Raw genomic sequence first — 25278 nt, forward strand, 5'->3', positions numbered from 1 at the left:
TTCGGGGACTTAGGTCCCCGAAACTGTTGACGGATAGGAGAATTAGCAGAGCAATCAGGACCAGGTGTGAACAGGATCTCCCGTCCGCATGTTCTCCACGTAACCGCGGAGCATTCCGGTGAGCGCAGTCGAGCGGTCCGCGCCCGAGGCCTCCGCGTGCGCCACTTGCTCGCGTTGCCAGGCGGCACCGGTCTGCCGATTCATGCACCGCCCTTCGATCACGCCGAGGTACCGATCGCGGGCCGCGACGGACAATCCGAAATCGGCCAAACCCTCGTCCGCCAACGGCAGCAGCCTTCGCAGGACCAACTCGTCGGCACCGACCCAACCGATCTCCGGCCAGTACAGGGTGGCGTCGAGTCCGTACTTGGCGCCGATGTGCAGGTTCTCTTCTGCCGCATGGAACGACATGTGCGACCACAGTGGCCGCTCCGCGTTCACCAATGCGCGAACGGTTCCGTAGTAGAAGGCCGCATTGGCCATGATGTCGACGACGGTCGGCCCGGCCGGCAGCACCCGATTCTCGATACGCAAGTGCGGCTTGCCATCCGAGCAGTCGTAGACGGGCCGATTCCAGCGATAGACCGTGCCGTTGTGCATCTGAAGCTCGCTCAACTCCGGAACCCCGCCCGCCGCGAGCACTTCCAGCGGATCGGTGTCCGAGACATCAGGGAGCAGCGCCGGGAAGTACCGTGAATTCTCCTCGAACAGGTCGAGAACCGAATGGATCCACCGCTCACCGAACCACACTCGCGGTCGCACACCTTGGTTCTTGAGCTCGAAAGTTCGGGTGTCCGTTGCCTGTTCGAAGATCGGAATGCGTGATTCGTGCCAAAGCGCCTTCCCTGCCAGGAAAGGAGAATTGGCCGCAAGCGCCACCTGTACTCCGGCCAGACACTGCGCGGCATTCCAGTGCGCTGCGAATTCTTCCGGCGCGACGCGCAGGTGCAACTGCATGGACGTACAAGCCGCCTCCGGCACCACCGAATTGGTGTCGGCCCGAAGGATTTCCACGTCGCCACCGGGTAGCGCGACACCTTCGACGTCGAGTTCGATGTCCTCTCCTCGCGCGGCAAAAATTTGCTCGTTGAGCAATTCGTAGCGCGGGTTGGCGGTGATCCACTCACGATCGAGATGCTCGAGCTGCAGTGTCGGCAGCATCCCGATCATCACCATCTCGGCGTCGTGCGCGTGGATTCGCGCGTCTGCGACGTCGAGGGACGCCCGCAGTTTCTTCTCCAATTCGAAAGTCGCATCACCGGTGAGTGGGCCGGGCTCGACGTTCATCTCGACGTTGAACTGTCCGAGCTCGGTTTGGAAAACCGCAGAGTCGTCGATGGATTCGAGCACTTCACGGTTGGACATCGCGGGCGTCATGTCGCCGGTCACGAGGTTGAACTCGATCTCCATGCCCAACAGCGGAGCGGGCTTGTCGACGGCGTCTCGGAAGTCACCACCGTCGAGCATCTGCTTCATGGCGTCGACGCACGAGCGCACCTTCTTACGAAAGAGCCTACGGTCGGCTCTGGTGAATTCTCGCGCCGTGACCTCTGCACCCATTGCGCATTCCCCCTTCGACGATCAACGTCACTGAAGGCTATCCGTCCGGTGTCACCGACAAACGAGAACTGCGGTGGCACCGGGAAGAATTTCCCGACGCCACCGCAGTTCTCCGAAAGTTTCTTCTACGAGTTGTCGACCCAGGTGACAGCTACGCCGCGAGCCTGCAGCCACGCTGCGGGATCGACCTTTGCGCCGTTCTCGGCAACCTCGAAGTGCAGGTGCGGGCCGGTGGACTGGCCACGGTTACCCACGGTGGCGATCTGCTGGCCGGCGTTGACGCGCTGGCCGACGTTGACCTGGTAGTCGTTGACGTGGCCGTACGTGGTGACCGTGCCGTCGTCGTGCTGGACGCGGACCCAGAGGCCGAAACCTGACGCCGGGCCGGCGTCGATGACCTGGCCGTCGGCTGCAGCCAGAATCGGCGTACCGATCGGAGCCGCGATGTCGAGGCCACCGTGGTGTGCTCCCCAGCGCGAACCGAAGGTGGAGGTCAGCGTTCCGGACACCGGCTGCACGGTACGAGCTGAGGTGCCGGGGTTGATCCCAGCGAGGAACTGCTGTGCCTGCGTGTTGAGGTCGGCAGCAAAATCGGGAAGCTCGGGGATGTCGAGAGCCGGAAGTGCCGCCAATTCAGCCGGAACGACAACGCCCTCGGGGAGCAGACCCTGCGGGATTTCGATGCCGGCGATGGTCTGTGTTGCCGGCGCCGCAGCAGCGGTTCCTGCGCCCATCTGGCCTGCACCGACGAGGAGTGCACCGGTAGCCGCAGCTACGACACCTGCCTTGACACCGGCACCAGGGCCAGCCGACGGGGTGCGGTGGCGGCCGCTTGCTGCCTCGGGATCGATCTCGAAGACAACATCGTCATTGCCCGTGCGGTGGTGGTTTCCCACAGTGTGTACTCCGTCAGTCGTCGGCGTGCAGCGTCCTTCTGATGAAGCCCGCTCCTCTGTCTGCCGAAGAATGTAACAGTTTGATCAAGGCGGCCGCCACCGTTACCCGATCTTGACCAAAACTATTTCTCGCCGTTCTGTCGGCTGGCGTCCAGTTCTGACTTGAATGCGTCGTATCGTGCCCGGTGAGCGGGTCGACGCCGGATGATCGCCCACGCGATGCCCAGAACCACGAACCAGATCGGCGTGACGAGAAGTGCCTGCAGGGTGTCGTCCTTGGTTGTCAGTGCCCAGAGAATGAAGACGAAGAACGCGAGCACGACCCAGCACATCACGATGCCGCCGGGCATCTTGAACTTCGACGCCTCGTGCAGGTGCGGACGACGCTTCCGGTACACCATGTAGCTCGCCAGGATGATCGTCCACACGAACATGAACAGCAGCGCCGAAATGGTCGTGACGACGGTGAAGGCCTCGATCACGGAATCGCCCGAGAACAGCAGGATCAACGACGCCAGCAGGAAGATGCACGAGAACATCAGGGCGTTCGCGGGGACCTTGCGTGAGTTCAGCTTGCCGAGGGCCCTCGGTGCGTCGCCTTCCTGCGCAAGGCCGAACACCATGCGCGAGGTGGAGTAGATACCCGAGTTGGCCGAAGATGCAGCGGAGGTCAGCACGACGAAGTTGATGACAGAAGCAGCGATGCCGAGGCCGGCGAGTGTGAACATGGCGACGAACGGACTCTTGTCTGCGCTGATTTCACGCCACGGAGTCACCGCGATGATCACGGTCAGTGCAACGACGTAGAACAGCAGGACACGAATGGGGATGGAGTTGATGGCCTTCGGCAGGTTCTTCTCCGGGTCCTTCGCCTCGGCTGCCGTCGTACCGACGAGCTCGATACCCACGAAGGCGAACACGGCGATCTGGAAGCCGGCGACGAAGCCCATGAATCCGGTCGGGAACATCCCGCCGTCGTTCCAGAGGTTGTCGATACCGGAGGTGGCACCGTTCGGCGCCGTGAACCCGGAGACGACCATGACGATGCCGACGACGATCAGGCTGACGATGGCGATGATCTTGATCAGCGCGAACCAGAACTCGGTTTCACCGAAGGCGCGAACGGTCGGGAGATTGAGGAGCAACAGCGCCGCGATCGTCAGCAAAGCAGGAATCCACGCCGCGAGCCCTGGCCACCAGTACTTGAAGTACCCGGAAATCGCGATGACGTCCGCGATGCCGGTGACGATCCAGCAGAACCAGTAGGTCCAGCCGGTGAAGAATCCCGCCCAGGGGCCCAGCAGATCCGCGGCGAAGTCGGAGAACGACTTGTACGCCATGTTCGAGAGCAGCAGCTCCCCCATCGCCCGCATGACGAAGAAGAGCATGAATCCGATGATCATGTACACGAAGATCACGGAGGGCCCGGCGAGCGAGATCGTCTTGCCCGATCCCATGAACAGTCCGGTGCCGATGGCACCACCGATGGCGATCAGCTGGATATGCCGGTTGGACAGCTGACGTGAGAGGTGGGGGTCTTCGCCGGACGGCTTCGTCAGGTCTGGTGTATTCGCGTGGTCGGACACGGAGGATCCCCCTCGTCATACGGTTCATCCGGGGCATCGAAATCGTGCCCGTCGGGGGAACCTCGGAAAATGTGCTCTCTCAAAGTACGCGTGCACTGGCTCACATCACGCATCGGAAAGCGGACGCCGATAACCTGTCGAGGTGAACACTGACAGCACGGCCCATCAAGACGGACATATCGCCGCGACGCTGTTCGATTTCTCCGGAACCCTCTTCCGTTTGGAGGAGAGCGACGATTGGACCGAGCACCTCGTCGATCACCAAGGCGATCCGCTCGACGTGCACGCTCAAGCCGAGCTGATGCGTCGGATGACCGCGCCGGTGGGCAGAACCGTGGAGATGGACGAAGCGGGGATCTACGCGTGGGAGAACCGCGACCGGGATCCGAAGTTGCATCGTCAGGCTTACCTCGACGTGTTGAGTAAGTCCGGGGTGCCCGATCCGGTTCGGGCCGAAGCTTTCTACGCCCTGCTGGTCGATCCGGATCAGTGGTCGCCGTACCCGGATACCGGCGAGGTCCTGAAGTCACTGTCGGAGAAGGGCATACGCACTGCCGTCTTGAGCAACATCGCCTTCGACATCCGTCCGGCGTTCGCCGACCGCGGCTGGGACGTCTGGGTCGACGAGTTCGTTCTCTCGTTCGAGGTGGGTGCAGTCAAGCCCGAACCGGCGATCTTCGAGTACGCCCTCGCACAACTCGATGTGGATGCGGCGCAGACTCTGATGGTCGGTGACAGCGACATCGCCGACGGCGCTGCCCGTGACGTCGGTTGCCAGTTCGCACTCGTCGATCCCCTGCCGACGACCGAACGCCCGCACGCGCTACTCGACGCAGTGCGGAAGTTCGGGCTTCTGTAGGGAGCGCTCAGACACCTTCGGTGAGTTCGCGCAACGACGCGTAGCGCTCGCGCACGTGGGGAGCTGGTTCGGCGTCGAATCGTCGCTCTTCCGGTTTCGGCCACACCGGCGGCTGCGTGTCCCCGGACAGTGCCCATGCTGCTTGCCTGCATGCCCCTTCGGCGACGTACTCACCCGGAGCAGGGATCACGACCGGCACTCCGAGAATTGCCGGCGCGATCTCACAGAGAGCGCGCGACTTCGCTCCGCCTCCCACGAGGAGAACTCGCTTCACCTCGACGCCTTGACGAACCAGGTCGTCGACGCCGTCGGCCAAGCCGCACAGGAGCCCTTCGATTGCGGCTCGTGCAAAGTGCGCAGGCGTCGAGTTCTGCAGCCGGAATCCGTGCATGGCCCCCGTGGCGTCAGGGCGGTTGGGCGTCCGTTCACCCTCGAAGTACGGAATCATGACCAGCCCGTCGTTTCCGAGGGGCGCCGTCGACGCCAACCGCGACAGTTCGGCGTGATCGACACCGAGAATGGACGCCGTCGCATCAAGAATGCGCGCGCCGTTGAGAGTGCACACCAGCGGCAAGTGCAGGCCGGTTGCGTCCGCGAATCCTGCCACGTTCCCGCCGGGATCATGCGTGGGGGTGGCCGATACAGCCGAGACGACGCCGGATGTTCCGATCGAGATGATCACGTCACCGGGAACTGCCCCCAAACCCAGTGCGGCTGCGGCATTGTCACCGGTGCCAGGCCCGACAATACCTCCGGAACGTGTACTTCCGATCTTTTCGTTCGGCGATGCAACTCGGGGAACATGCGGGGTTCGACCGCGAAATGCCAACGCCAGCAAATCTTTACGATATTCGCGCGTCGAGGCAGCATAATAGCCGGTTCCACTGGCGTCGCCCGCGTCGGTAACAAGCTCCTCGATCGAGCCGGACCCACCCAACTTCCAGGACAACCAGTCATGCGGAAGACACACCGCGGCAGTGCGATCGGCATTGCCGGGTTCGTGATCTGCCAGCCATCGAAGCTTGCTTGCCGTGACCGCGGCGACCGGAACTACACCAACTGCGTCGGCCCACGCCTTGGGTCCGCCGAGCTCTTCGACCAGATCGGTCGCAGCCTTCGCCGAGCGAGTGTCGTTCCACAGCAACGCCGGTCTGACGACCTCGCCGCCACTGTCCAGACACACCATGCCGTGCTGTTGAGCTCCGACCGATACGGCTGCGACGTCGCCGAGCCCACCCGCTGCGGCGATTGCACTGTCCATCGCCTCGAGCCAGCATGCCGGATCTATCTCGGTACCGACGGGATGCGCCGCCCGCCCTTCTCGTACCAGCTCTCCCGAATCGGCATCACGGACAATGACTTTGCACGACTGGGTAGACGAATCGATACCGGCTACGAGGGCCACACTGGCGTCCTTTCCGAAGGACCGTCAGCTCGCGTTGGCGACCGCGGGCATCCGGTTGCTGCGCTTACGCAGCGATCGCACATATTCTGCGCGCTCGGTCTCCGTCATTCCACCCCAGATGCCGTACGGCTCGTGGACGGAGAGTGCGTGTTCGCGGCACTGCTGGAGTACAGGGCACGTCGCGCAGACCTTCTTGGCGTTGCGTTCACGGTTCTCGCGGGCGTGTCCACGCTCGCCGTCCGGATGGAAGTACACCGCGGAATCGTGCCCGCGGCACGCTCCCTGCAGCTGCCAGTCCCACACTTCGGCGGTCGGGTACGGCATCGGAAGGTGCTTGTGCATGATGGCGACCTCAATTCCTTACTCGGGTGACACGGATTCGGGTGACTCTGGGCTGACGCCGGGTCGGACTTATCGACGCCTGACCGATTGGCCGAGTCGATGTGCACAGACCGTTGCGAGTTCGCCGGTGACCGGCGGAGTCAGCGCTACGACGCCGTCGTCGAGAATTGCCTGCAGCCTGCGGAAATACTCGTCCGGGGCGAGGCCGAAGGTTACAAAGATCTCTTCGTCAGGTCCACCGTCGAACTGCTGCCACTTACGTGCGAACTCGACGATCTCTTGTGTATCGGTGCGGCTCATCAGGTTCTCCCCTGTTTGTGCGCCCTGCTTCACAGAAACTGCGACTCGTCTCCTCGGACGCCCGTGGCAGTGAGTCAAGACACAGACTATGCCTACTTCTGCTTTTTCACAAGACCTACTTACGTCTTTTTGTGGACAAAGTATGCGAACTTTCGCACGCTGAAGTTACCGACGAGGAATGCTTGAATAGGACAATGACCCGACCGTCCACGACTCCGGCTACCGCGGGAGAGGTATTCACGCTGATACGCAGCGGTTCCGCGACCACGCGCAGCGAGATCGGGAAGCTCACCGGCCTGTCCAGGACGGCGGTATCGGCCAGGGTTGCAGCACTTCAATCGCTTGGTTTGATCGCCGATGACGACGAGGGCCCGTCGACGGGCGGCCGGCCGCCGTCCACTCTCACCTTCGCGAACTCGTCCGGCGTGGTTCTCGTCGTGGCCATCGGTCGATCGCGGGCACAACTTGCCGTCACCGACCTGGCGGGCACGATCCTCGCGGCAGAAGACATCGACAAGTCGGTCGGGGTCGGCCCCGACGAACTGATGCCCGAAATTGCCGAGCATCTTTCGTCACTACTGGCCCAGGTCCACCGCGCGTCTACCGAGGTCATCGGAATCGGACTGAGCATTCCCGGAACGGTCGACGTCGCCGCGGGAGCAAGCCTCGACTCTCCGATGATGGCGGGATGGGACGGAGTCGCGCTTGCCCCCTATCTGGCATCGGTGACCACGGCTCCGCTGTTCGCGGACAACGATGCCAACGTGATGGCTCTGGCCGAATTGAGCGAGCGACGCGAGAGTGCGCCCAACCTCCTGATGATCAAGGCGTCAACCGGCCTCGGCGCAGGAATCGTCATGGGCGGAGTCCTCCAACGCGGTTCACTCGGAGCGTCCGGCGAGATCGGGCATACCAAAACCGCTGCAGCGCGGGGCATGAAGTGTCGCTGCGGCGACGTCGGCTGCGTCGAAACTGTCGCCAGCGGTTGGGCTCTCGTGCATGCCCTCCGAGATCAGGGCCGAAGCGTCGGTCACGTGCGTGATGTCGTCCGCCTCGCCCTGGACGGCGACAGCGAAGCCCGCCGGCTCATCAGAAGCAGCGGCCGACTGATCGGCGACGTCATTTCCGGCGCGGTCAATCTCCTCAATCCCGAGGTCCTGATCATCGGCGGCGACATGGCCGAGGCGGACGAACTCTTCCTCGCCGGGCTTCGGGAGTCCGTCTACGGCAACGCAACGGCGCTTGCCACCCGAAAGCTTCAGATCGCTTCGGTCAGCCACGGCGCACAATCCGGCATCCTCGGTTGTGCGGTTCTCGTCCTCGACCATCTGCTCAGCGCCAGGGAAATCGATCTGCGGATCGCGGCGTCACTCCACACGTGAGTCGCTGACTTCTCGCACGCTCCGCATCAAACAATCAGACTTTTCCGGCATCGCTTGTGTTGACGCTCACACTTCTGCATAATTCATTACCTACCGATCATTCGGTTGCCGATATCGACGATGAGATCGCGCAGGAACGCTCCGAGTCAGCCAAAAGCATGCACCGAGCACACCGGCAACGTCGCAGATCGAACAGCGTTTCTCCCCTGTTCCGACTTCGCAGTTTCACCGTGTCGGTGAACCACGTGACTGGCAGAAAGTAGCTCGATGACCACAACCAGAACTGGCACCAAGCCCGCCGCGAAGGAATACGACCGCGCCGCGATGGCGTCGATGGTCGGCACCACCGTCGAGTGGTACGACTTCTTCATCTACGCCCAAGCTGCAGCCCTGATCTTTGCCGACCTGTTCTTCAAGCCGATGGGCTCGGCCGGCCAGATCGTCTCCTACGTCACGGTCGGCATCAGCTTTGTCTTCCGTCCTCTCGGTGCCATCGTGGCCGGCTATCTCGGCGACAGGCTCGGCCGCAAACGTGTCCTGGTCGCGACGTTGGCGATGATGGGTGCCGCGACGGTTCTCATCGGCGTGCTGCCGACGTATGCCTCGATCGGAATCTGGGCACCGATCCTGTTGATCCTGCTTCGCGTCGTCCAAGGATTCTCGACGGGCGGCGAATGGGGCGGGGCCGCTCTTCTTGCCGTCGAACACGCACCCACCAAGCGTCGAGGATTCTTCGGAGCGTTCGTACAGATGGGAGTACCGCTCGGAATGTTGCTCGCCACCGGCGTTTTGGCACTGTGCACGTTCACCCTCACGGACGAACAGTTCACCACCTGGGGATGGCGAGTGCCGTTCCTGCTCAGCGTCGTGTTGATCGGCGTCGGCTTCTACATTCGAAGCAAGGTCAGCGAGTCACCCGTATTCGCCGAACTCAAGGAACGCCGCACCGAGAGCAACACGCCTATCCGAACTCTGTTCAAGAAACACCCGAAGCAGGTCGTACTCGCGGCGCTGTCCTTCATCGGCACAAACGGCAACGGCTACATGGTGATCGGCGGATTCATCGTCGCGTACGCAACCAAGACCTATAGCCTGGGTAAGACCGAACTACTGATTGCCACGCTCGCAAGTGCCGTCACGTGGGGCGTTTTCACCATGATCGGCGCCTACTGGTCGGATCGACGCGGCCGCACCACGGTGATGAACGTGGGCAACCTCGCAATGGTCCTCTTCGCGGTGCCGTTCTTCCTCCTCATCGACACCGGGAATCTCGGCTGGATCTACGTGGCGATGATCCTGTTCTCGGTCGGACTCGGGCTGTCGTACGGACCTCAACCCGCGTTGTTCGCCGAACTGTTCCCGGCTTCGATCCGTTACAGCGGTGCGTCGATCTCCTACGCGGTAGGCACCATCTTCGGCGGCGCCTTTGCTCCCACCGTCGCACAGTGGCTCCTCGGCAAGACCGGTGGCACCCTTGCCATCTCGATCTACCTCGCCCTGCTGGCGGCGGTCTCGTTCGTCGCCACGATGCTCATCAAGGATCGATCAGGACGAGACCTGATGGTGTGATCGACCTGAATGTGGACGCCCAACGGCGTCGCGATGCCGGAGTTTGTCAGCCGAACTTTCGAAAGGCGAACTCCGGCAACTTCTTCGCAGCATTCGCTGTACGCACGATCTTGTGGTTCTTGCCTCGCATCAGCGCCAGTTGGATCCGCGATTCGATCCAGAACGCGCCGCGAGGCGAGCGGTTCCAGGTCTTGTGCAGCAACGTCTTCGTCGCTGCGACGGCGTCCGGCGAGCGAACCGCGATCTGCGACAGCAGTTCCTGTGCCGGCTTGATCGGATTGTCGCTGACTCCGCTCACGAACCCCCACTCGAGAGCCTGATTTCCGTCGAACAGTTCAGCAGTCATGGCGAGGCGTTTCACGACGTCCATTGCCGCGAGTTCGCGCATCGTGACCGTTCCGGTCATGTCGGGGATCAATCCCCACTTCGCCTCCATCACCGAGAACGTGCAATCGGGGGTGGTGAATCGAAAGTCTGCGGCGAGCGCCAATTGCAGTCCCCCGCCGAAGCAGTGCCCGTGAACGACCGCGATGACCGGCACGGGCAATTCGCGCCACACCCAGCACGCGCGTTGGAAGAGGTTGGTCTTCTGACCGGGAAATTTCGCGAAGGCCTTCGCCATGCGCCTCGGTTGCTTACCCGCAGAGGCGAAGTCCAACCCGGCCGAGAACGCGTCACCCGCGCCTTGAAGAATCACGCCCCGGATCGAACGATCAGCTTCGATAGTTCGAGCGGCGTCCACCAGGGCGTCGAGCATGTCCAGATCGAGACCGTTGAGTTTCTCCGGTCGGCTGAGCGTCACGTACGCCACCGACTGCACCACCTCGACACGAACGCGATCACTCACGGCTACTCCTTCGGTTAGACATACCCCCGACGAACTTACCTGAGAGTAAGTTCGTCGGGGGTCCGTCATGCCATCTCCGCAAGAAGTTCCATGGTCACTTTGCCGGCAGGATCCGAATCAGTGGATGAAGGCACGGCCACGACGGAGTCCACTCCCGCCGCTCGGTACGCCTCGAGTTGCTCGCGGGCATCGGCCGGAGTCCCGACGATTCCCACCGTTGCCACCATCGCGTCCGAGACCTGGCTCAAGAGCTCGCGCGGCGCGGCCCCGGCCCTGGCTGCCTCGATCACATCAGCGAAGCCCGCGCGGACGAACATGTCCGAGTACCCCGGAGCAGCCAGATACGGTACGAGCCCGCGTCGAAGTTGATCGATCGACACCTGTGACGGTCCATTCTCGGCGACGGCAGCCGGTGCCCACACCGACACGAAAGGCATGCCGGTTTCCAACTCGGCAGCGATTTCCTTGCACCGTGTGATCAGGCGCCCCGCTTGCTCCGGGCTGACCAGATTGAGCACCAGTTCGTCGCCCAACTCCACCGCGGCCCGAAGCGCCTTGTCCCCGAATGCCGCAACGATCAGCCGCCCACCTGGCGGCTGAAGTCGCAGCCGATATCCGCTGGTCCGCATCACCGTTCCGGCGACTTCGCCCCGTTCACCGTCCATCAGCGCTCGTACACCGCGGGCGGACTCCGCGAGCGCCCGAGCTGCCCCGGACCTGCTTCGTCCATGCCATTTTTCGACCACGACAGTGCTGGACGTACCCAAGGCGATCGACACGTGGCGCCCGGTGAGATCGGCCACCGACGCCGCCCCGATCGCGATCATCGCCGGATCACGAACCGTCACCGCGAGCGGGCCGACCACTAATTCGGAGTGCTCGAATCCGGTGCCGACTGACGTCGCCAGAGCAAAGGCGTCGTACGTCGCCATCTCCCCCACCCACACTCGGCCGAACCCGAGTCTGTCGGCGAGGCGTGCAGTAGCGGTCACCTCCTGCGGCGGACGGTCCTGCCACAACCCCAGGGAGATGTCGATGGTCGGCAAACCTCTACTCGAAGTCGGAGACAAGACCCATTCCCTCCAACAGTGTCGGACGGTCGTAGTACTCGAGCCACTCGGTGATCCGTCCGTCTGCCATGCTGAGGATTCCGACAACAGGAACGACGCCATGGGTACCGTCGAAGTGGAAGTCGTCCACTCGCTGCACAAATACCCTTCCGTCGATCACGCCGAGAGACTCGATCTTCAGTGTGATCCGTTCACACTTGCTTGCCAGTAACGCAATTCGGCCCGCAACGGCCTCCTTGCCGACAAGAGGTTCCTGCATGACGCTGTGGAGCACACCGTCCTCGGCGAACAAGTCGACGACGCGTGTCCAGTCCATGACGTCCCACGCCTGGAACATCTCACGCGCCAACGCAAGCTTGTCACTGTCGTTCATCACACTCATGCCACACTCTTCTGTCGAAGCTCACGCTTGAGGATCTTTCCGGTCGAATTGCGCGGCAGTTCTTTCCGAATCTCCAGCCGCTCGGGAAGTTTGTACGACGCAATGCGCTTGTCCTTCAGGAACGCGACCAGAGCGTCCAGCTCGAGTTCCGTCTCGGGCCGCAGCGTGACCACTGCTGCGACGCGCTCACCGAGTACTTCGTCGGGGTCGCCGATGACGGCCACATCCGCGACGGCCGGATGCTCGGCGATCAATCCCTCCAGTTCGGCTGGGGCGATGTTCATTCCGCCGCGGATCACGAGGTCCTTCCCCCGGTCCAGGTAGCGGAGAAACTGCCCGTGATCACCGGCAATCTCGAAGATGTCTCCGGTGCAGAGGAATCCGCGTTCGTCGAACGGAGACGGCCGATCGCCGAGATAGCCGGCAAAGACCGTCGGTCCGCTGATTCGCAACTCACCCGGGTGCCCGACTTCGGTGATGTCCTCGCCGGTGACCACGTCGACCAAGCGCACGTCCATCCAGTCGGAGATTCTGGTGCTCCAGCGAAAGTTCTCGACACCGAAGCGGGGGAAGTACCGTGCGCGGTCGTCCGGATCCGGCATGTCCGCAGGCGAGGAGAGCAGACTGATGCCTTCGTTGGATCCGAAGAAGTTGATGACTCCGATTCCGTATCGCTCCTGCCATCCCCGGACCATCGGAGGTTGCAGTGGCACCGAACCCGAACCGATCCGAGTCAAGCTCGACAGGTCGACCGCCGCGAGCATCGACTCGTCGGCGAGCAGCATCCACAACAGCGCAGGCGGCGCTACCGTGTACATCACGCGCTCGGCCTCGATCTGCCCGAGGAAAACTCGAAGATCGAACGGGTGGTGCTGTACCAGTACACATCCCGTGCGGAGCCACGGCAGGAACATTCCGTTGATTCCGGCCATGTTGACCATCGGGAACGGGTTCAGCAAGACGTCGCCGACGCCGATGTCGGGAGCGTCGATCGTGGCCCAGCAGATGGCCAGCCACTCGTAGTGCGAACGTGGGACCCCCTTCGGTTCGCTTTCGGTCCCGGAGGTCCAACAGATCGTCATCGCATCGTTGGGGTCGTTGGGATCTTCGGTGATTCGGACATCCAATTCACTGCGCTGTGTTTCGGTGGCCGCCCGAGGACTCAGCCCCACGACACCGGCCGGCAACTGGGCCGGAAGCTCGGATGCGGGAGCGTAGGCGAACACCGATCTCAGAGAGGGAATCCGGGATCTGATTGCAGCGATCTCCGTAGCAGGGAGTCTGTCACCAAAACTGGGTACGGTGACAAATGCTGCAAACGCCGCCTGGTTTGCCATTCCTTCCACTTCACGTTCGCGGTACTGCATGGGCAATGGCGAGACCACGATCCCCAGAGACCACGCTGCAAGGTAGACCTCGACCAATTCGACGGTATTGGGCATCTGCACGCCCAGAACATCTCCCCGGCCCAAACCCACCTCGGAGAAGCCGGCAGCGAGCGCGATGACTTCGCTCTCCAGTTGGTTCCAACTGAGGCGTCGCGGATCTCCGCCGGACAACTCGCTCCGGTTCGCCGGATCAACCACGGCAAGTTCGTCACCGCGTACCCGCACCTGCGCCCGGAACACCTGATCGATCGTCTCGTCGGACCACCACCCCTTCGAGGTGTATTCGTCCACCTTGACGCGAGGGTGCAATCCCCTGTGTGCCTTGTTCATTCGCGTACTCGTTTCAGTTCTCGTAACGGCCGGAAATGTCGATCACGTCGCCTTGCTTCTCGAACGCCTGGGTAGCGGCGTTCCACTCGAACGGCTGGAATGCCAGGATTCCCAATGCATGGTCCGCGGTCATCGTGAATTTGATTCCGTCGATGAACATCGGCGGGTGGTAGTCCTGCGTTCGTGCGGCACTCATGATGCTGGCGCGTGAGAGTCCGTCGGATGACTCAGAGGCCCGAGTGAAGTTGTCCACCAACAGGTCACCGATGGCCCAGCCGTTCACGGTGTAGCTGTTGGTCGGGGAATCGGCACCGTGAGCAGCCGCACCGGCCAGGTAGTCACGTACCGCCGCGTCATCCTTGTAGAGGGCGTTGTTGGGATCCTTGAGCCACACCATCACCTGCTGCCCGTCGGCAGCATCACCGGCGGGCGCATACAGCGTCGCACCGTCGACGCAGTTCGACGGTTGAATCACGGTGTCGGGCTTCCATCCGACACGTCCGATCGCCTGGGTGATCGCGAGGCAATCGGTGGTGACACCGGCCACCACCAATACCTCGGCGCCACTGGCTTTGAGGGTCGATGCCGCCGTCTTGGGGTCGGTCAGCGCCTCTTCGGCTGCGATCTCGAAGTTCGTTCCTTCGATCGCGGACTTGAAGCCGTTGGCGATCCCTTGTCCGGACTCGGTCTGGTTCGTGGCCAAGGCAACCTTGGCGCCGCTCGGATACTTCTTCTTCAGGCTTTCGACCACTACCTCCATCTCGACGCCCGGATCCGGTAGATACTCCGTGGTCCACGGAAAGTCTTCGATCACCCGGAACTCGGGCATGCCTGCCTGCGCGAAGAGCAGTGGAACACAGGCAGTGGTCTGGTCGTCCGCGATGGCGTTCAACTGGCCTGCTCCGAACGTGCCCAGAACGTCGACCTTGTCCTTCTGAATGAACTCTCCGACATTGGCTTTGGCGCGCTCCGGGGAGAAGGCATCGTCCTTGACCACGACGTCGAGCTTGACGCCGCCGACGCCGCCGGCCGCGTTCTCGACCTCGAACCGTGCTCGCATTCCTTCGATCACGTTGCCGACCGCGTCGGCGAGCGGGCCGGACGTCGGCCCACTCCACCCCACCGTGAGTTTGTCGGTGATCGGCGCCGCGGCACCACTGGGATCGCTGCAGTCGTCGACCGATACTGCTCCGGCCGAGGTCGACGTGTTGCTCTCTGCGTCGGAGTTACCTCCGCAGGCCGAAAGGAGTAGTGCCGCAGCGGCGATGACTGCGGGAATCGTGGTCTGCCTTTTCATATCGTCCAGTTCCTTGCTGTGAGTTGAGAGAAACGAGAGTGGGCGAGGGAGACGGCGCTCAGGTGCGGGGTTCACCTTCGCGATACTTGGGATGATCTGCGGGAACCACGAGGACAAACCGTCGGAGAACGCTGTTGATCCGGCCGACGATTCCGTCCGGCATCAAGAACACGATCGCGATCAGCACCGCGCCGAACACCACTCCCGACACGGGGCCGTCGGTGACGCTTCCGGTGTAGTACGGCAGGAACACCACTGCCGTCGCCCCGACGATCGGGCCGAATTGCGTTGCGATTCCGCCCAACACCAGTCCGGTGATGAACTCGATCGACTTCATCAACGAAAAGGACTCGGGTGAGAGCGCGCCGATGTACATCGTGAACAGCGAACCTGCCAGACCGGTGATCGCGCCGGAAAGTCCGAAAGCGAGAATCTTGACCCGCGCGACGTTGATGCCGTTTGCACTCGCCGCAATCTCGTTGTCGCGCACCGCAACCATTGCCAAACCGAATCGACTCTTGACGAGATTGCGGATCAGGAGCATGACCACTGCCAGCGTCACTACCGAAACCCAGAAGATCCAGAGATAGGTGTCCGCGCGGGTCAAACCCGTCCATTTCGGCGGGACCAGAAGATTCGCACGAACGACCATGCCGGCCGCGCCACCGGTGAGATCCCCGGTCTTGCGGATCACTTCGGGAAACGCCACAGCGACGGCGAGGGTAACGAGGGCCAGATACAGCCCTTTGATCCGCAAGGAGGGAAGCCCGACGAGAAGTCCTAGTACGAAACACAATACGACTGCCATCGGGATTGTGGTCAACGGCGAGTATCCGCGATCGACGATCAGAACGCCGGTCGTGTACGCGCCGAGGCCGAAGAAGGCAGAATGGCCGATCGACAGAAGTCCGGTGTACCCGCTGACGATATTCAGTCCGGCGATGGCAATCGCGATGATGAAGACACTCGTGAACTGCCCTACGCGAAACGGCGCGCTCTGCGACACGAGGAGCAGGGCACAGACGGCAGCCACCAGCAGAACCAGTTGGAGTATCCGGTACGACGTCGATCCGGCAACCACCACGCGCGGCTGCCTGACTGCCTTTTCGGCGACCGCGGGTTCATTTCTCTCGGCAAGCGTCGTCATACCCGCTCCAGTTTCTTGGTACCGAACAGTCCATTGGGTCTGACGAAGAGGATCACCACGATGATCAGTAGCGCGGATGTCTGCTGCAGCGAACCGCCGATGACCGAAATGTAGCCGCTGAGCATCGATTCCAGAACACCGATCGTCAACCCACCCACAACTGCGCCGACAAGACTGTCCAGACCGCCGAACAGCGCTGCCGCAGATGCTGCGATGAAGATCGGGAACATGGTCGTGAGGCCGAGTTGTTGCGGCGAGAGCGGAGTGACCAGGACACCGGCCAGTGCGCCGATCGCTGCCGCAACACCCCAGCCGATTGCGAGTATCCGGCTGGTCGGAACTCCGGCGAGAGTGGCAGATTCGGCATTGTCCGCGACGGCACGCATGTGCAGACCGACTCTCGTCTTGCGAAAGAGCAAGGACATCAACACAAGTAGGACAACGAGCGCAACCAGTACGCCCAGTGCGTCGCCGTACACGCGCGCGCCGCCCACTGAGATGTAGTCGGTGGGACCGTTGGGAAACGGGCTCGGCATGATCTTCGTTTCGCTCCCCCACAGCATTCCGGCCAACGAGTTGAGCCCGGTGAACAATCCCAGTGCCACTATCAGCACTGCCATGTCACTTCTACGTTGAACCGGCCGGATGAGCAGACGCTCCATCAACGCCCCGAGCAGGAAGCCGAGAGCGAGAGCCGCTCCGATCGCGGCCCAGATCGGCCAGGACATCGTTGTGAGCCACCACGCCACGAAGGTTGTGAACAGGGCCAACTCGCCCTGAGCGAAGTTGATCGTGCCGGTGGCACGGAACACCACCACGAGTGCCAGCGCGAGAATTGCGTAGATCGAGCCGTTGGTCAATCCGGAGATGAGTCGTTCGAGAAAGAGTGTCACCGTTTACTCCTGGTACCCGAGATAGGCGCTGCGCACGACGTCGTCCGAACGAAATTCCTCGGGCGTGCCGGCAGCGACGATGGTGCCTACGTCGAGCAGGAAGACCTTCGACGCGAGTTTCATCGCGAGATCGGCATTCTGTTCCACGATCAGCAGTGCAGTTCCGTCGCTCCGGTTGATCGCACCGAGCGTGTCGAACAATTCGGCGATGACGATGGGCGCCAGACCCAGGCTCGGTTCGTCGCACAAAAGCAGGGTGGGACGGCTCATCAATGCCCGCGCGACCGCGAGCATCTGCTGTTCACCGCCTGACAGCGAACCTGCCAACTGTGTGGACCTCCTCGCGAGCACCGGAAATGTCTCACACCACCGCTCGATGTCGGCCTCGATCTCCGCCTTGTCGTTGCGAAGCGCAGCGCCGACGAGCAGGTTGTCACGTACCGACAGTTGACCGAGAGTTCCACGGCCCTGTGGGACAAGGCTGACGCCGGCGGCCACGGCGCGTTCAGGTTTGGATCCGAGCGGCGAACCGTTGAAGGTGATCGTTCCCTGGTGCGGAATCAATCCGGCAAGCGCACGCATCATGGTGGTCTTGCCGGCACCGTTCGCGCCGAGAACGACAGCGACCCCGCCGGGTTCCACGTCGAGCGAAACCCCGTGCAGTACATTGCCTCGCCCGTAACCGGCATGCAGATCATCGACGCTCAGCAGGCTCATGCCGCTCGCCCCAGATAAGCATTGATCACGGCGTCGTTCTGCTGGATCTCCGCCGGAGTACCTTCAGCGATCTTGTGGCCGAAGTTCAGTGCGACAACGTGATCGGAGATACCCAGCACCAATCCCATGTGGTGTTCGACCAGAAGCGCTCCGAAGCCGAAGTCGTCGCGGAGCGAGACGATCAGTTCTCCCAACTCCTTGACTTCGCTGTGTGTGAGCCCGCCGGCGGGCTCGTCGAGCAGAAGCAGCGAAGGCTCGGACATCAATGCTCGTGCCAGTTCGACGCGCTTGAGTGTTCCGAACGGAAGGCCTGCTGCCGGCGCGTTCGCGACGTCGACGAGTTCGAGGCGTTCGAGCAGGTACCAGGCCTTCTCTCGCAGTTCTCGGACTCGGGCGCGCGCTGGAGGCCAGCCGAGAAGCCCGCTCGCCAGTCCGAAGCGGCCCCGAGACGATCCGCCGACCATGGTGTTGTCGAAGACGCTCATGCCGCTGAACAGTGCGAGATTCTGGAAGGTCCGAGCGATCCCTGCAGATGCCATTGCATAGGGCCGCAATCCCAAGAGGTCGGTTCCTTGCCAGGTGATGACACCGCGACTCGGTTCGTAAATCCTTGTGATGCAGTTGAACAGCGTGGTCTTACCAGCGCCGTTCGGCCCGATGAGTCCGCAGATCTGGCCGGCGTGGACGTCGAAGCCGACGTCGTCGAGAGCCGTGACTCCGCCGAATTCGATCGATACATCGGAGAGCGTGAGTACGACCGGGTCATTCGCAGGTTGTGCGGGTGGTGTGTTTCCAAGCATTGGTTTCACCTCCTCGTGACACTTCAATTAACAGTGTGATAGAGATTACTACAGTAAACAGAGGCACTCCGTCAACGTGCGGCCCCCGATCCGGAGCCGAGAAGGGACATCATCGTGAGGTCCAACAACATTCACGCAGTCGACAGCGGCGGGGGCCCAGACGTCAGGGACTACAGCCGGGTCGACGCTCTCGTCGCCAAGCAGGAAATCTACGAGGTTCTGGCTCGTTTCCTCCGAGCTGCCGATCGCGGAGACGTCGAGGACGCCAGGCGGTGTTATCTACCCGGCGCAACCGAAGACCACGGGGGTGTCTTCACCGGCACCGCCGACGACTACATCGACCACATCGCCGGGGCCATCACTCACCCACGGTCACTGACGACCCACGCAATGACCAACGTCCTGATCGAACTCGACGGGGCCACAGCACACGTCGAGTCCTACGTGCTTGCCTTCGCACGAATCAAGCACTCGGACGGCATAGCCGACACACTCACCGCGGCGCGCCTGATCGACCGCTTCGGCTACGAGGACGGCAGGTGGGGAATCCGCCACCGCGCACTGCGGTGGGACTGGAACCACGACATGGCCACAGCCGAAGGCTGGATCTTCGGGATGCTCGCGCCTGAAACGTCCTTGAAGAAGAGCAAGAAATTTCCCGACGACCTCATCTACACACGGCAGACACAGGAGCACTCATGACAAGGTTTCGCGGAACGCCGATAGAGGGCGCGACTGTCCTCGTCACCGGCGCCAATCGAGGGCTCGGCTTGGCCTTCGTCCAACAGGCGAAGTCGATGGGTGCCGCCAAAATTTATGCAGGGGTGAGAAATCCCGACGAGGCGCCCGCCGAGCTGCGATCCACCGGAGCACACATCGTCGAACTCGACGTGACCGATCCAGGACTCGTCGATGCAGCGGCCAGGGCGTGCGGTGACACCACAGTGGTCGTCAACAATGCCGGACTGTTCACCGGGAATCGGTTGATCGAGGCCGACGACCAAGCGGCTGCGCGAGCCGAGATGGAGGTCAACTACTTCGGGCCTCTGACGATGATCCGCGCCTTCGCGCCGGTACTCGCCGCCCGCGGCGGAGGATCGATAGTCAACGTCCTGTCGGTGGCCGCAATCGCTCCGACCGCCTTCATGGGTGGCTATTCACCGGCCAAGGCGGCTGCTCTGTCGCTCGGCGGCATCGCTCGCGCCGAACTCGAACCGCACGGCATCACCGTCACGTCGTTGATCGTCGGCAGCGTCGATACCCGCATGGCGTCACATGTTCAGGGCCACAAGGAAAATCCTCTGGACATCGCCGCGACCGGACTCGCCGCCACGCAACGCGGTGAGTGGACGTGCGACACAGATTTCATGGCAATCGATGCCCGTGCGCGTCTGGCCCGCGACCCGATTCGGTACGAACGCGGTCTGGGCAAGCTCCTCTTCGCCGGCGAACTGACCACTCGATCATGAGCGATCCGATTCGTGTTGCCCAGTGGGCGACCGGTGCCATCGGCAAGACAGCGCTACGCGGAATCATCGATCGTCCCGACCTCGAGTTGGTCGGCCTCTACGTGTACAGCGACGCCAAGGCGGGTCGAGACGCCGGTGACATCGCCAGACGAGCACCGACGGGGGTGATCGCTACACGCGACGTGGACGAGATCATCCGCTCGCGCCCACAGGTTCTCATCCACAGTCCGCGGTTGCAGATTCCGTACGAACGCCACGACGACGATCTGTGCCGTCTGCTTCGCGCCGGGATCAACGTGATCACGACGGCCGGGCAGCACTTCCCCCGCGCACACGGCACCGAACGCGAGCACATGTTCGCCCAAGCATGCAAGGAAGGCGATTCGACGCTCTTCGGGGTCGGCGTGAGCCCAGGTGTCATCGGCGAGCGATTGGCGTTGGCGCTGACGGGAACATCGATCGAACTCGACCGAATTACGATCGACGAGGTGCTCGACGCTCGCGGCATGCCTGACCCCGACTTCGCGTTCACCGTCATGGGAATGGGTTCGCCCCCGGAGGAACTGGACGGAACCGGGCCGTTGCCCTCGCTGTACGCGTCGCTGTACCTCGAGACCATCGCGTTCATGTGCGAGCGCCTGGGCGTCACCTACGACGGGGTCGTGTCCGATCACAGGGTCGTTCCGGCACGTACGGATCTCGACGTCGCCGCCGGACGCATCGCCGCGGGAACCGTCGGAACCACCGAATGGCGCTGGCACGCAATGGTCGACGGAAAGCAGTTCCTCACCCTCGCCATCATCTGGACCATGGAACCTGATCGCGACGAATACGCGGGACGGGACCAATGGGAAGTCCACCTCTTCGGCAAACCCGAGATCGTGATGACCGTCAACCTGGTCGAACCACAAGATCCGAACAGTCGCACGACAGCCGGTCAGTTCATCACTGCAGGCCCGGCACTACGCGCCGTCGAGCATGTACTCGCTGCTCCCGCCGGCATTTTCGAACCCCCTGTCTTTGCCCCCTTCAGATTGGAGCATTCAGCATGACAACTCAGCCGACGGCCGTAGGTTCGACTGCCACCCGTGAACCTGCCACCCGTGAACCTGCCACCCGTGAACCTGCCGTCCGTCAACCTTCCGTGAACGCGCTCCTGCCCGACGGTCGCCCCGTGCAGAATCTGGAAGACTTGCTACGCAGCCGGGCGATTGCCAGTCCGGAGAGCACCGCCGTCATCTCCGATGACGGGCGTACCAGTTTCCGCGAACTCGACATCGAAACAAATCGTGTCGCGAATGCACTTCTGCGCGATGGTGTTCGACCCGGCGACCGGGTGGCGTACATCGGGGCCAATGCACCGTCTTTCCTCTCCGTCCTGTACGGATCTTCGAAGATGGGCTCGATCCTGACGGCCGTCAACAATCGGCTGGCACCGGGCGAGGTCGACTACATCCTGAGCAACAGCGAGCCGACCGTCGTCGTACTCGGAGCAGGCGATGAGGGCCTCTCCGACGTCGCCGCGGCGGTCGGTAGCGTCCGGACCGTCGTCACGGTGGATGGCGCCGGAAACTCGATCTCGTGGAACGACTGGCTTTCCGGTGTCGGCGACGACGATCCGGGGTCGTCGCGCCGCCCCGACGACACAGCGCTGATCTTCTACTCGTCGGGAACCACCGGTCACCCCAAGGGAATCGAACTCACCGGCGCCAACCTCGGCCGTGCCCTCGCCACCATGTATCACCTGCTCGATCTCGACACCGACTCCGTGGCTATGTGCCCGGTTCCGTTCTTCCATGTGGCCGGACTGGGTCTCGCCCTGGTCACGACGCTCGGCGGTGGCGCTCTACTGCTCGAGACCATCGCCGGACCTCTCGAACTCGTCGCGCTGATGCAGGAGTACAAAGTCACGCATGCGGTCGCCGTTCCCGCGGTGATCAGCGTCCTGACCTCCCTTCCGGCTGTGCGCGAGGCAGATTGGAGTGCCCTGCAGTTCCTGGTCTACGGAGCCGCGCCGATGCCACTGCCCCTGTTGCAAGACGCGACCGAGGTCTTCGGGTGTAGTTTCCTGCAGGCATACGGTCTCACCGAGTCGACCGGCGGCGTCACCATGCTGACCCCGGAAGATCATCGGGCGACCGACGAGTCGACCGCGCATCGGTTGAAGTCCGTCGGGCAGCCGATGTTCGGAGTGCCCATCCGCATCGTCGATCCCGTGACGCTCGAAGACGTCCCGGTCGGTACCCGCGGAGAGGTCGTCATCGGCGGCGCTCACGTCATGAAGCGTTACTGGCGTAACGAAGCAGCCACTGCGGCCACCATGTTGGACGGCGACTGGCTTCGCACCGGAGACGGCGGATCGTTCGACGAGGACGGCTATCTCTACCTCCACGACCGCCTCAAGGACATGATCGTCTCCGGCGGTGAGAACGTCTATCCGGCCGAGGTGGAGAGTGTTCTCTCCGGGCACCCCGGCATCCGCGAGGTCGCGGTAGTCGGCGTTCACTCCGATCGGTGGGGTGAGACTCCCCTTGCCGTGGTCGTTCGAGCTGCTGATTCGGATGCAACCGAAGCGGAGATCATCGAGTGGTCACGCGAGCGACTGGCTCACTTCAAGTGCCCCAGTGCGGTTCGGTTCATCGAGGAGCTGCCACGCAACGCTAGCGGGAAGCTGCTCAAGACTCGTTTGCGACAGGACTTCGCTTGAGTCCATGACACGAATTCGGGGCCGGTCGCTTCGAGCGATCGGCCCCGATTTCTGTCGTTCGATGTGAAGCACGCTCAGCGTGGGTGAATCCGGAATTCCACGCCGCCGACACTCAGCCCGGGCTCGACGGCAGACGCGCCGCTCGACGCCGCCAGATCGATTGCAGTGAGCATCGACCGCTCCCCCGGAACGAACGACACGACGCGTGATCCCAGCCTGATCGAGAGTGGTTGCGCCGAGACCGGTTTCTTTCCGAACACTTCGGCCCACAGCGTCGCCGTCCTGGCCGGATCGGACGAGGACACGTCGACGCCGAGGATGTCGTCGACCCAGGGATCGAGGGAAACCTCCTTCTCCGTCTCATCCCAGAACCACTCGTCGGCGTCGGGAATCTCGTCGAGTTCTACGAGCAGTCCGAGATCACCGGGATGAAGTTGGACGATCCGGTGACCGTAGGCCTCGAGATCGGCCACCGTCCGAACATCGGCCGCAGCTGCACGTTCCAGATAGGGCTCGATGTTCGAAACCTGGATCGAGAGTGCATAGCCGCCCTCCCCTCCGCCCTTGCGGATCCATCTCGCCAGCGAGACCGTCTCGTCGAGCGGCGCGACGATCTCGAGAAATGCCTGCGGCCCGACGGCCAAGGTCTCGTCGGCCAAACCGATGTCTTCGAGCAGTGGATCTGTGAATCCTGGTGCCAGATTCAACGCTTCACGTAGTTGTTGACCGGTCTTGTCCAGGTCTCGTGCACCGATCACCACCTGTCGCAGGATCTCCCACGTGCCCGCGTCGTGCGTGCCCGTCACAGTCCGACCGCTTCGGCTGCGGTGTCGGCACTCTGCCAGCGTCGAAGCTCGGCACCCGGCGCCCACGTCGAGTGGGTGCCACTCGAAATCCGTTCGGGAAGGCGAAGTTTGCACAATGGTCCGTCTCCGACGCGGGCAGCGTCGAAGATCAGGCAGAAGGACGCGTCCTCGTTCATGTCGGTGGTCAACGTGATGAGATAGCCGTCGTCTTCGGCGGTACCACCCACGCGTGGTGCCATCGAGGTCTCGCTTCCATACACGCCGTCACCGAAGGAGAATCGTTCCTCGTTCCCCGTAAGCAGGTCGTGTTTGACCAAGCCGTCGAACAGGAACCACGACGGCTTACCAGAAGCCGCATAGGCGTATCGGTACTTCTCACCCGCGAAATTGCCGTTCATCATGCCGAATTCGGTGATCGAGTCACTGAGTTGCTCTTCACGCGTGGCTCCGGTGACCAGGTTCAAACGCCAGCGGTGAAGCCGGGTCTGCATGCGATCGAGAGCGAGGAAACGGAAGGCGCGCTCCCACTGATTGCCCATACCGTTGTCCGACGGCTCCGGATCACCCTGGTAGAAACCGTCCAGAACAATCTCGTCCCCCTCTTCGTAGGCGTTCACGAAGTGCAGGACATAGGTCGAATCGGCTTCGAACCACTTGATGTCAGAAGTATTTCCGCGGCGTGGGATGACTCCGAGACGCAGCGGGATATCGGGATGGAAATTCGCGACGTGCGCGCCCTTCTCCAGCAGAACCGGATCCCAGAACAAGGGGCAGTCGTTGAGGATCGCGTAGTTCTCCGTGAAGGCCATGTCGTGCGGCAAGCGCGGACCGGGAAGTGGGACGTCGACGTAGTGGACCAACTCGTTGGCCGAGTCCACGACGCCGTAGTGCATGTACGGCGCTTCCTTGCTGTAGTTGAAGAACAGCATTTCTCCGGTCTTGTCGTCCACCTTCGGATGCGCGGACACACCCCATTCGAAGGGGAACTTGCCGTTCCAGCTTTCCTTGCCGAGTGTCTCCGCCGACATCGGATCGAGACGATACAGATCTCCGCACTGGTAGAAGCTGGTGAGAGCAGTCCCCCGGTGAACGACGACGTCGGTGCTGGACGCGTCCTTCATCCGGGTGCGCGCACCCTTGCCGCCCTCGGGGCGACTGAGTTTGGGAGACTCGGCAAGCCCGGCCCACAACGCAGCGCCGGCATCCTGCTCGGCCGCCAAGCCGTCGGTACGTACGAATCGGTTGCGGTAGAACGACTCTCCGTCGCGAAAGCCCACGATGTGAATCATGCCGTCACCGTCGAAGGGGTGATACGCCTTCATCGAGGGATGGAGCGGATTCTCGGTGTTACGCAGGTAGACACCGTCGAGGTCTTTCGGAACCTCACCGAATACGACTTCGAGGTTGTCCGCTTTGAACTCGGTGGTCTGGGGTTGCCACGGGCCGGTGCGATACGGGTGATCGTCATCGGCGGGAAGGGTGGACAACAACTTGCCTACGATTTCGACGTCCATGGAATTCTCTTT

24 protein-coding genes are annotated in these 25278 nt (G+C 62.4%); 7 read left to right on the forward strand and 17 right to left on the reverse strand.

All coding sequences use genetic code 11. The annotated features are described in order from the left end of the window. Window positions 1-54 precede the first annotated feature (54 nt). From PCS43_RS14825 to cycA, 3 genes are all read right to left on the reverse strand, one after another. Window positions 55-1560 carry a glutamate-cysteine ligase family protein gene (locus PCS43_RS14825; protein WP_042921350.1) on the reverse strand — a complete coding sequence of 502 codons (1506 nt, stop codon included), beginning with the start codon at window positions 1558-1560 and terminating at the stop codon, window positions 55-57. A gap of 125 nt (window positions 1561-1685) precedes the next feature. Beyond that, window positions 1686-2456 carry a M23 family metallopeptidase gene (locus PCS43_RS14830; RefSeq protein ID WP_003946431.1) on the reverse strand — a complete coding sequence of 257 codons (771 nt, stop codon included), beginning with the start codon at window positions 2454-2456 and terminating at the stop codon, window positions 1686-1688. Window positions 2457-2578: 122 nt separating this feature from the next. Further along, window positions 2579-4042 (reverse strand): D-serine/D-alanine/glycine transporter, encoded by a 1464-nt coding sequence (gene cycA, locus PCS43_RS14835; RefSeq protein WP_030534902.1) that lies wholly within the window; start codon window positions 4040-4042, stop codon window positions 2579-2581. 142 nt (window positions 4043-4184) lie between these two features. Here cycA and PCS43_RS14840 point away from each other — a divergent pair, with 142 nt between their 5' ends. Next, window positions 4185-4901, forward strand: a complete 717-nt coding sequence (locus PCS43_RS14840) for an HAD family hydrolase (protein WP_007727677.1) — start codon at window positions 4185-4187, stop codon at window positions 4899-4901. A 7-nt stretch (window positions 4902-4908) separates the two neighbouring features. Here the strand turns inward: PCS43_RS14840 and xylB are convergent, their stop codons facing one another. From xylB to PCS43_RS14855, 3 genes are all read right to left on the reverse strand, one after another. Further along, on the reverse strand, window positions 4909-6306 hold the full coding sequence (gene xylB, locus PCS43_RS14845; RefSeq protein ID WP_007727678.1) for a xylulokinase: 1398 nt from the start codon (window positions 6304-6306) through the stop codon (window positions 4909-4911). A gap of 24 nt (window positions 6307-6330) precedes the next feature. Then, window positions 6331-6648: a WhiB family transcriptional regulator gene (locus PCS43_RS14850; RefSeq protein ID WP_003946343.1), complete on the reverse strand. Its 318-nt coding sequence runs from the start codon at window positions 6646-6648 to the stop codon at window positions 6331-6333. A gap of 69 nt (window positions 6649-6717) precedes the next feature. Next, on the reverse strand, window positions 6718-6948 hold the full coding sequence (locus PCS43_RS14855) for a DUF3263 domain-containing protein (RefSeq protein WP_030534904.1): 231 nt from the start codon (window positions 6946-6948) through the stop codon (window positions 6718-6720). 194 nt (window positions 6949-7142) lie between these two features. On the opposite strand from PCS43_RS14855, the gene PCS43_RS14860 reads away from it, so the two are divergent. Beyond that, window positions 7143-8330, forward strand: a complete 1188-nt coding sequence (locus PCS43_RS14860; RefSeq protein WP_003946405.1) for an ROK family transcriptional regulator — start codon at window positions 7143-7145, stop codon at window positions 8328-8330. 267 nt (window positions 8331-8597) lie between these two features. Continuing rightward, complete coding sequence (locus tag PCS43_RS14865; RefSeq protein ID WP_042451068.1) at window positions 8598-9899, forward strand: MFS transporter; 1302 nt, start codon at window positions 8598-8600, stop codon at window positions 9897-9899. Between the two features lie 46 nt (window positions 9900-9945). Here the strand turns inward: PCS43_RS14865 and PCS43_RS14870 are convergent, their stop codons facing one another. From PCS43_RS14870 to PCS43_RS14910, 9 genes are all read right to left on the reverse strand, one after another. Continuing rightward, window positions 9946-10746: a crotonase/enoyl-CoA hydratase family protein gene (locus tag PCS43_RS14870; protein WP_042451070.1), complete on the reverse strand. Its 801-nt coding sequence runs from the start codon at window positions 10744-10746 to the stop codon at window positions 9946-9948. Window positions 10747-10811: 65 nt separating this feature from the next. Beyond that, a complete protein-coding gene (locus PCS43_RS14875) occupies window positions 10812-11792 on the reverse strand; it encodes an LLM class F420-dependent oxidoreductase (protein WP_230793093.1) in 981 nt (326 codons plus the stop codon). A gap of 4 nt (window positions 11793-11796) precedes the next feature. After that, entirely contained in the window at window positions 11797-12198 is a 402-nt protein-coding gene (locus PCS43_RS14880) for a nuclear transport factor 2 family protein (protein WP_021345212.1), read from the reverse strand. Then, window positions 12195-13916: a class I adenylate-forming enzyme family protein gene (locus PCS43_RS14885; protein WP_209909611.1), complete on the reverse strand. Its 1722-nt coding sequence runs from the start codon at window positions 13914-13916 to the stop codon at window positions 12195-12197. Before PCS43_RS14885 ends, PCS43_RS14880 begins: the two co-directional genes overlap by 4 nt. Window positions 13917-13929: 13 nt before the next feature. Then, a complete protein-coding gene (locus tag PCS43_RS14890; protein ID WP_003939841.1) occupies window positions 13930-15213 on the reverse strand; it encodes an ABC transporter substrate-binding protein in 1284 nt (427 codons plus the stop codon). Window positions 15214-15271: 58 nt separating this feature from the next. Continuing rightward, window positions 15272-16360, reverse strand: a complete 1089-nt coding sequence (locus PCS43_RS14895; RefSeq protein WP_030534909.1) for a branched-chain amino acid ABC transporter permease — start codon at window positions 16358-16360, stop codon at window positions 15272-15274. After that, entirely contained in the window at window positions 16357-17253 is an 897-nt protein-coding gene (locus PCS43_RS14900) for a branched-chain amino acid ABC transporter permease (RefSeq protein WP_003940241.1), read from the reverse strand. Before PCS43_RS14900 ends, PCS43_RS14895 begins: the two co-directional genes overlap by 4 nt. Window positions 17254-17256: 3 nt before the next feature. Beyond that, window positions 17257-17970, reverse strand: coding sequence for an ABC transporter ATP-binding protein (locus PCS43_RS14905; protein ID WP_003939931.1), 714 nt, complete (start codon window positions 17968-17970; stop codon window positions 17257-17259). Continuing rightward, window positions 17967-18770: an ABC transporter ATP-binding protein gene (locus PCS43_RS14910; protein WP_042451072.1), complete on the reverse strand. Its 804-nt coding sequence runs from the start codon at window positions 18768-18770 to the stop codon at window positions 17967-17969. Before PCS43_RS14910 ends, PCS43_RS14905 begins: the two co-directional genes overlap by 4 nt. A gap of 114 nt (window positions 18771-18884) precedes the next feature. Here PCS43_RS14910 and PCS43_RS14915 point away from each other — a divergent pair, with 114 nt between their 5' ends. From PCS43_RS14915 to PCS43_RS14930, 4 genes are read left to right on the forward strand one after another with little or no spacing between them, the layout of a single operon-like run. Further along, a complete protein-coding gene (locus PCS43_RS14915; protein WP_042451074.1) occupies window positions 18885-19472 on the forward strand; it encodes a nuclear transport factor 2 family protein in 588 nt (195 codons plus the stop codon). After that, window positions 19469-20239 carry an SDR family oxidoreductase gene (locus PCS43_RS14920; protein WP_042451076.1) on the forward strand — a complete coding sequence of 257 codons (771 nt, stop codon included), beginning with the start codon at window positions 19469-19471 and terminating at the stop codon, window positions 20237-20239. The genes PCS43_RS14915 and PCS43_RS14920 overlap by 4 nt, the downstream gene beginning before the upstream one ends. After that, complete coding sequence (locus PCS43_RS14925; protein ID WP_042451078.1) at window positions 20236-21291, forward strand: NAD(P)H-dependent amine dehydrogenase family protein; 1056 nt, start codon at window positions 20236-20238, stop codon at window positions 21289-21291. Before PCS43_RS14920 ends, PCS43_RS14925 begins: the two co-directional genes overlap by 4 nt. After that, window positions 21288-22946 (forward strand): long-chain-fatty-acid--CoA ligase, encoded by a 1659-nt coding sequence (locus PCS43_RS14930; RefSeq protein ID WP_052417005.1) that lies wholly within the window; start codon window positions 21288-21290, stop codon window positions 22944-22946. Before PCS43_RS14925 ends, PCS43_RS14930 begins: the two co-directional genes overlap by 4 nt. A 74-nt stretch (window positions 22947-23020) precedes the next feature. On the opposite strand, the gene PCS43_RS14935 is transcribed toward PCS43_RS14930, so the two are convergent. Further along, window positions 23021-23752 carry a hypothetical protein gene (locus PCS43_RS14935; RefSeq protein ID WP_042451081.1) on the reverse strand — a complete coding sequence of 244 codons (732 nt, stop codon included), beginning with the start codon at window positions 23750-23752 and terminating at the stop codon, window positions 23021-23023. Further along, window positions 23749-25266 (reverse strand): carotenoid oxygenase family protein, encoded by a 1518-nt coding sequence (locus PCS43_RS14940; protein ID WP_003940450.1) that lies wholly within the window; start codon window positions 25264-25266, stop codon window positions 23749-23751. The genes PCS43_RS14935 and PCS43_RS14940 overlap by 4 nt, the downstream gene beginning before the upstream one ends. Window positions 25267-25278 lie beyond the last annotated feature (12 nt).

This window comes from Rhodococcus sp. C-2, from assembly GCF_027854095.1.
Taxonomy (GTDB): Bacteria; Actinomycetota; Actinomycetes; order Mycobacteriales; family Mycobacteriaceae; genus Rhodococcus_F; species Rhodococcus_F qingshengii.

Bases quoted from the DNA above. Each gene is read 5' to 3' on its own strand.
- PCS43_RS14825 (WP_042921350.1), bottom strand. From the start codon at position 1,560: ATGGGTGCAGAGGTCACGGCGCGAGAATTCACCAGAGCCGACCGTAGG.
- PCS43_RS14885 (WP_209909611.1), bottom strand. From the start codon at position 13,916: ATGAACAAGGCACACAGGGGATTGCACCCTCGCGTCAAGGTGGACGAA.
- PCS43_RS14925 (WP_042451078.1), top strand. From the start codon at position 20,236: ATGAGCGATCCGATTCGTGTTGCCCAGTGGGCGACCGGTGCCATCGGC.
- PCS43_RS14930 (WP_052417005.1), top strand. From the start codon at position 21,288: ATGACAACTCAGCCGACGGCCGTAGGTTCGACTGCCACCCGTGAACCT.
- PCS43_RS14865 (WP_042451068.1), top strand. From the start codon at position 8,598: ATGACCACAACCAGAACTGGCACCAAGCCCGCCGCGAAGGAATACGAC.
- PCS43_RS14855 (WP_030534904.1), bottom strand. From the start codon at position 6,948: ATGAGCCGCACCGATACACAAGAGATCGTCGAGTTCGCACGTAAGTGG.
- PCS43_RS14920 (WP_042451076.1), top strand. From the start codon at position 19,469: ATGACAAGGTTTCGCGGAACGCCGATAGAGGGCGCGACTGTCCTCGTC.
- PCS43_RS14860 (WP_003946405.1), top strand. From the start codon at position 7,143: ATGACCCGACCGTCCACGACTCCGGCTACCGCGGGAGAGGTATTCACG.
- PCS43_RS14905 (WP_003939931.1), bottom strand. From the start codon at position 17,970: ATGAGCCTGCTGAGCGTCGATGATCTGCATGCCGGTTACGGGCGAGGC.
- PCS43_RS14940 (WP_003940450.1), bottom strand. From the start codon at position 25,266: ATGGACGTCGAAATCGTAGGCAAGTTGTTGTCCACCCTTCCCGCCGAT.
- PCS43_RS14895 (WP_030534909.1), bottom strand. From the start codon at position 16,360: ATGACGACGCTTGCCGAGAGAAATGAACCCGCGGTCGCCGAAAAGGCA.
- PCS43_RS14910 (WP_042451072.1), bottom strand. From the start codon at position 18,770: ATGCTTGGAAACACACCACCCGCACAACCTGCGAATGACCCGGTCGTA.
- PCS43_RS14850 (WP_003946343.1), bottom strand. From the start codon at position 6,648: ATGCACAAGCACCTTCCGATGCCGTACCCGACCGCCGAAGTGTGGGAC.
- PCS43_RS14880 (WP_021345212.1), bottom strand. From the start codon at position 12,198: ATGAGTGTGATGAACGACAGTGACAAGCTTGCGTTGGCGCGTGAGATG.
- PCS43_RS14890 (WP_003939841.1), bottom strand. From the start codon at position 15,213: ATGAAAAGGCAGACCACGATTCCCGCAGTCATCGCCGCTGCGGCACTA.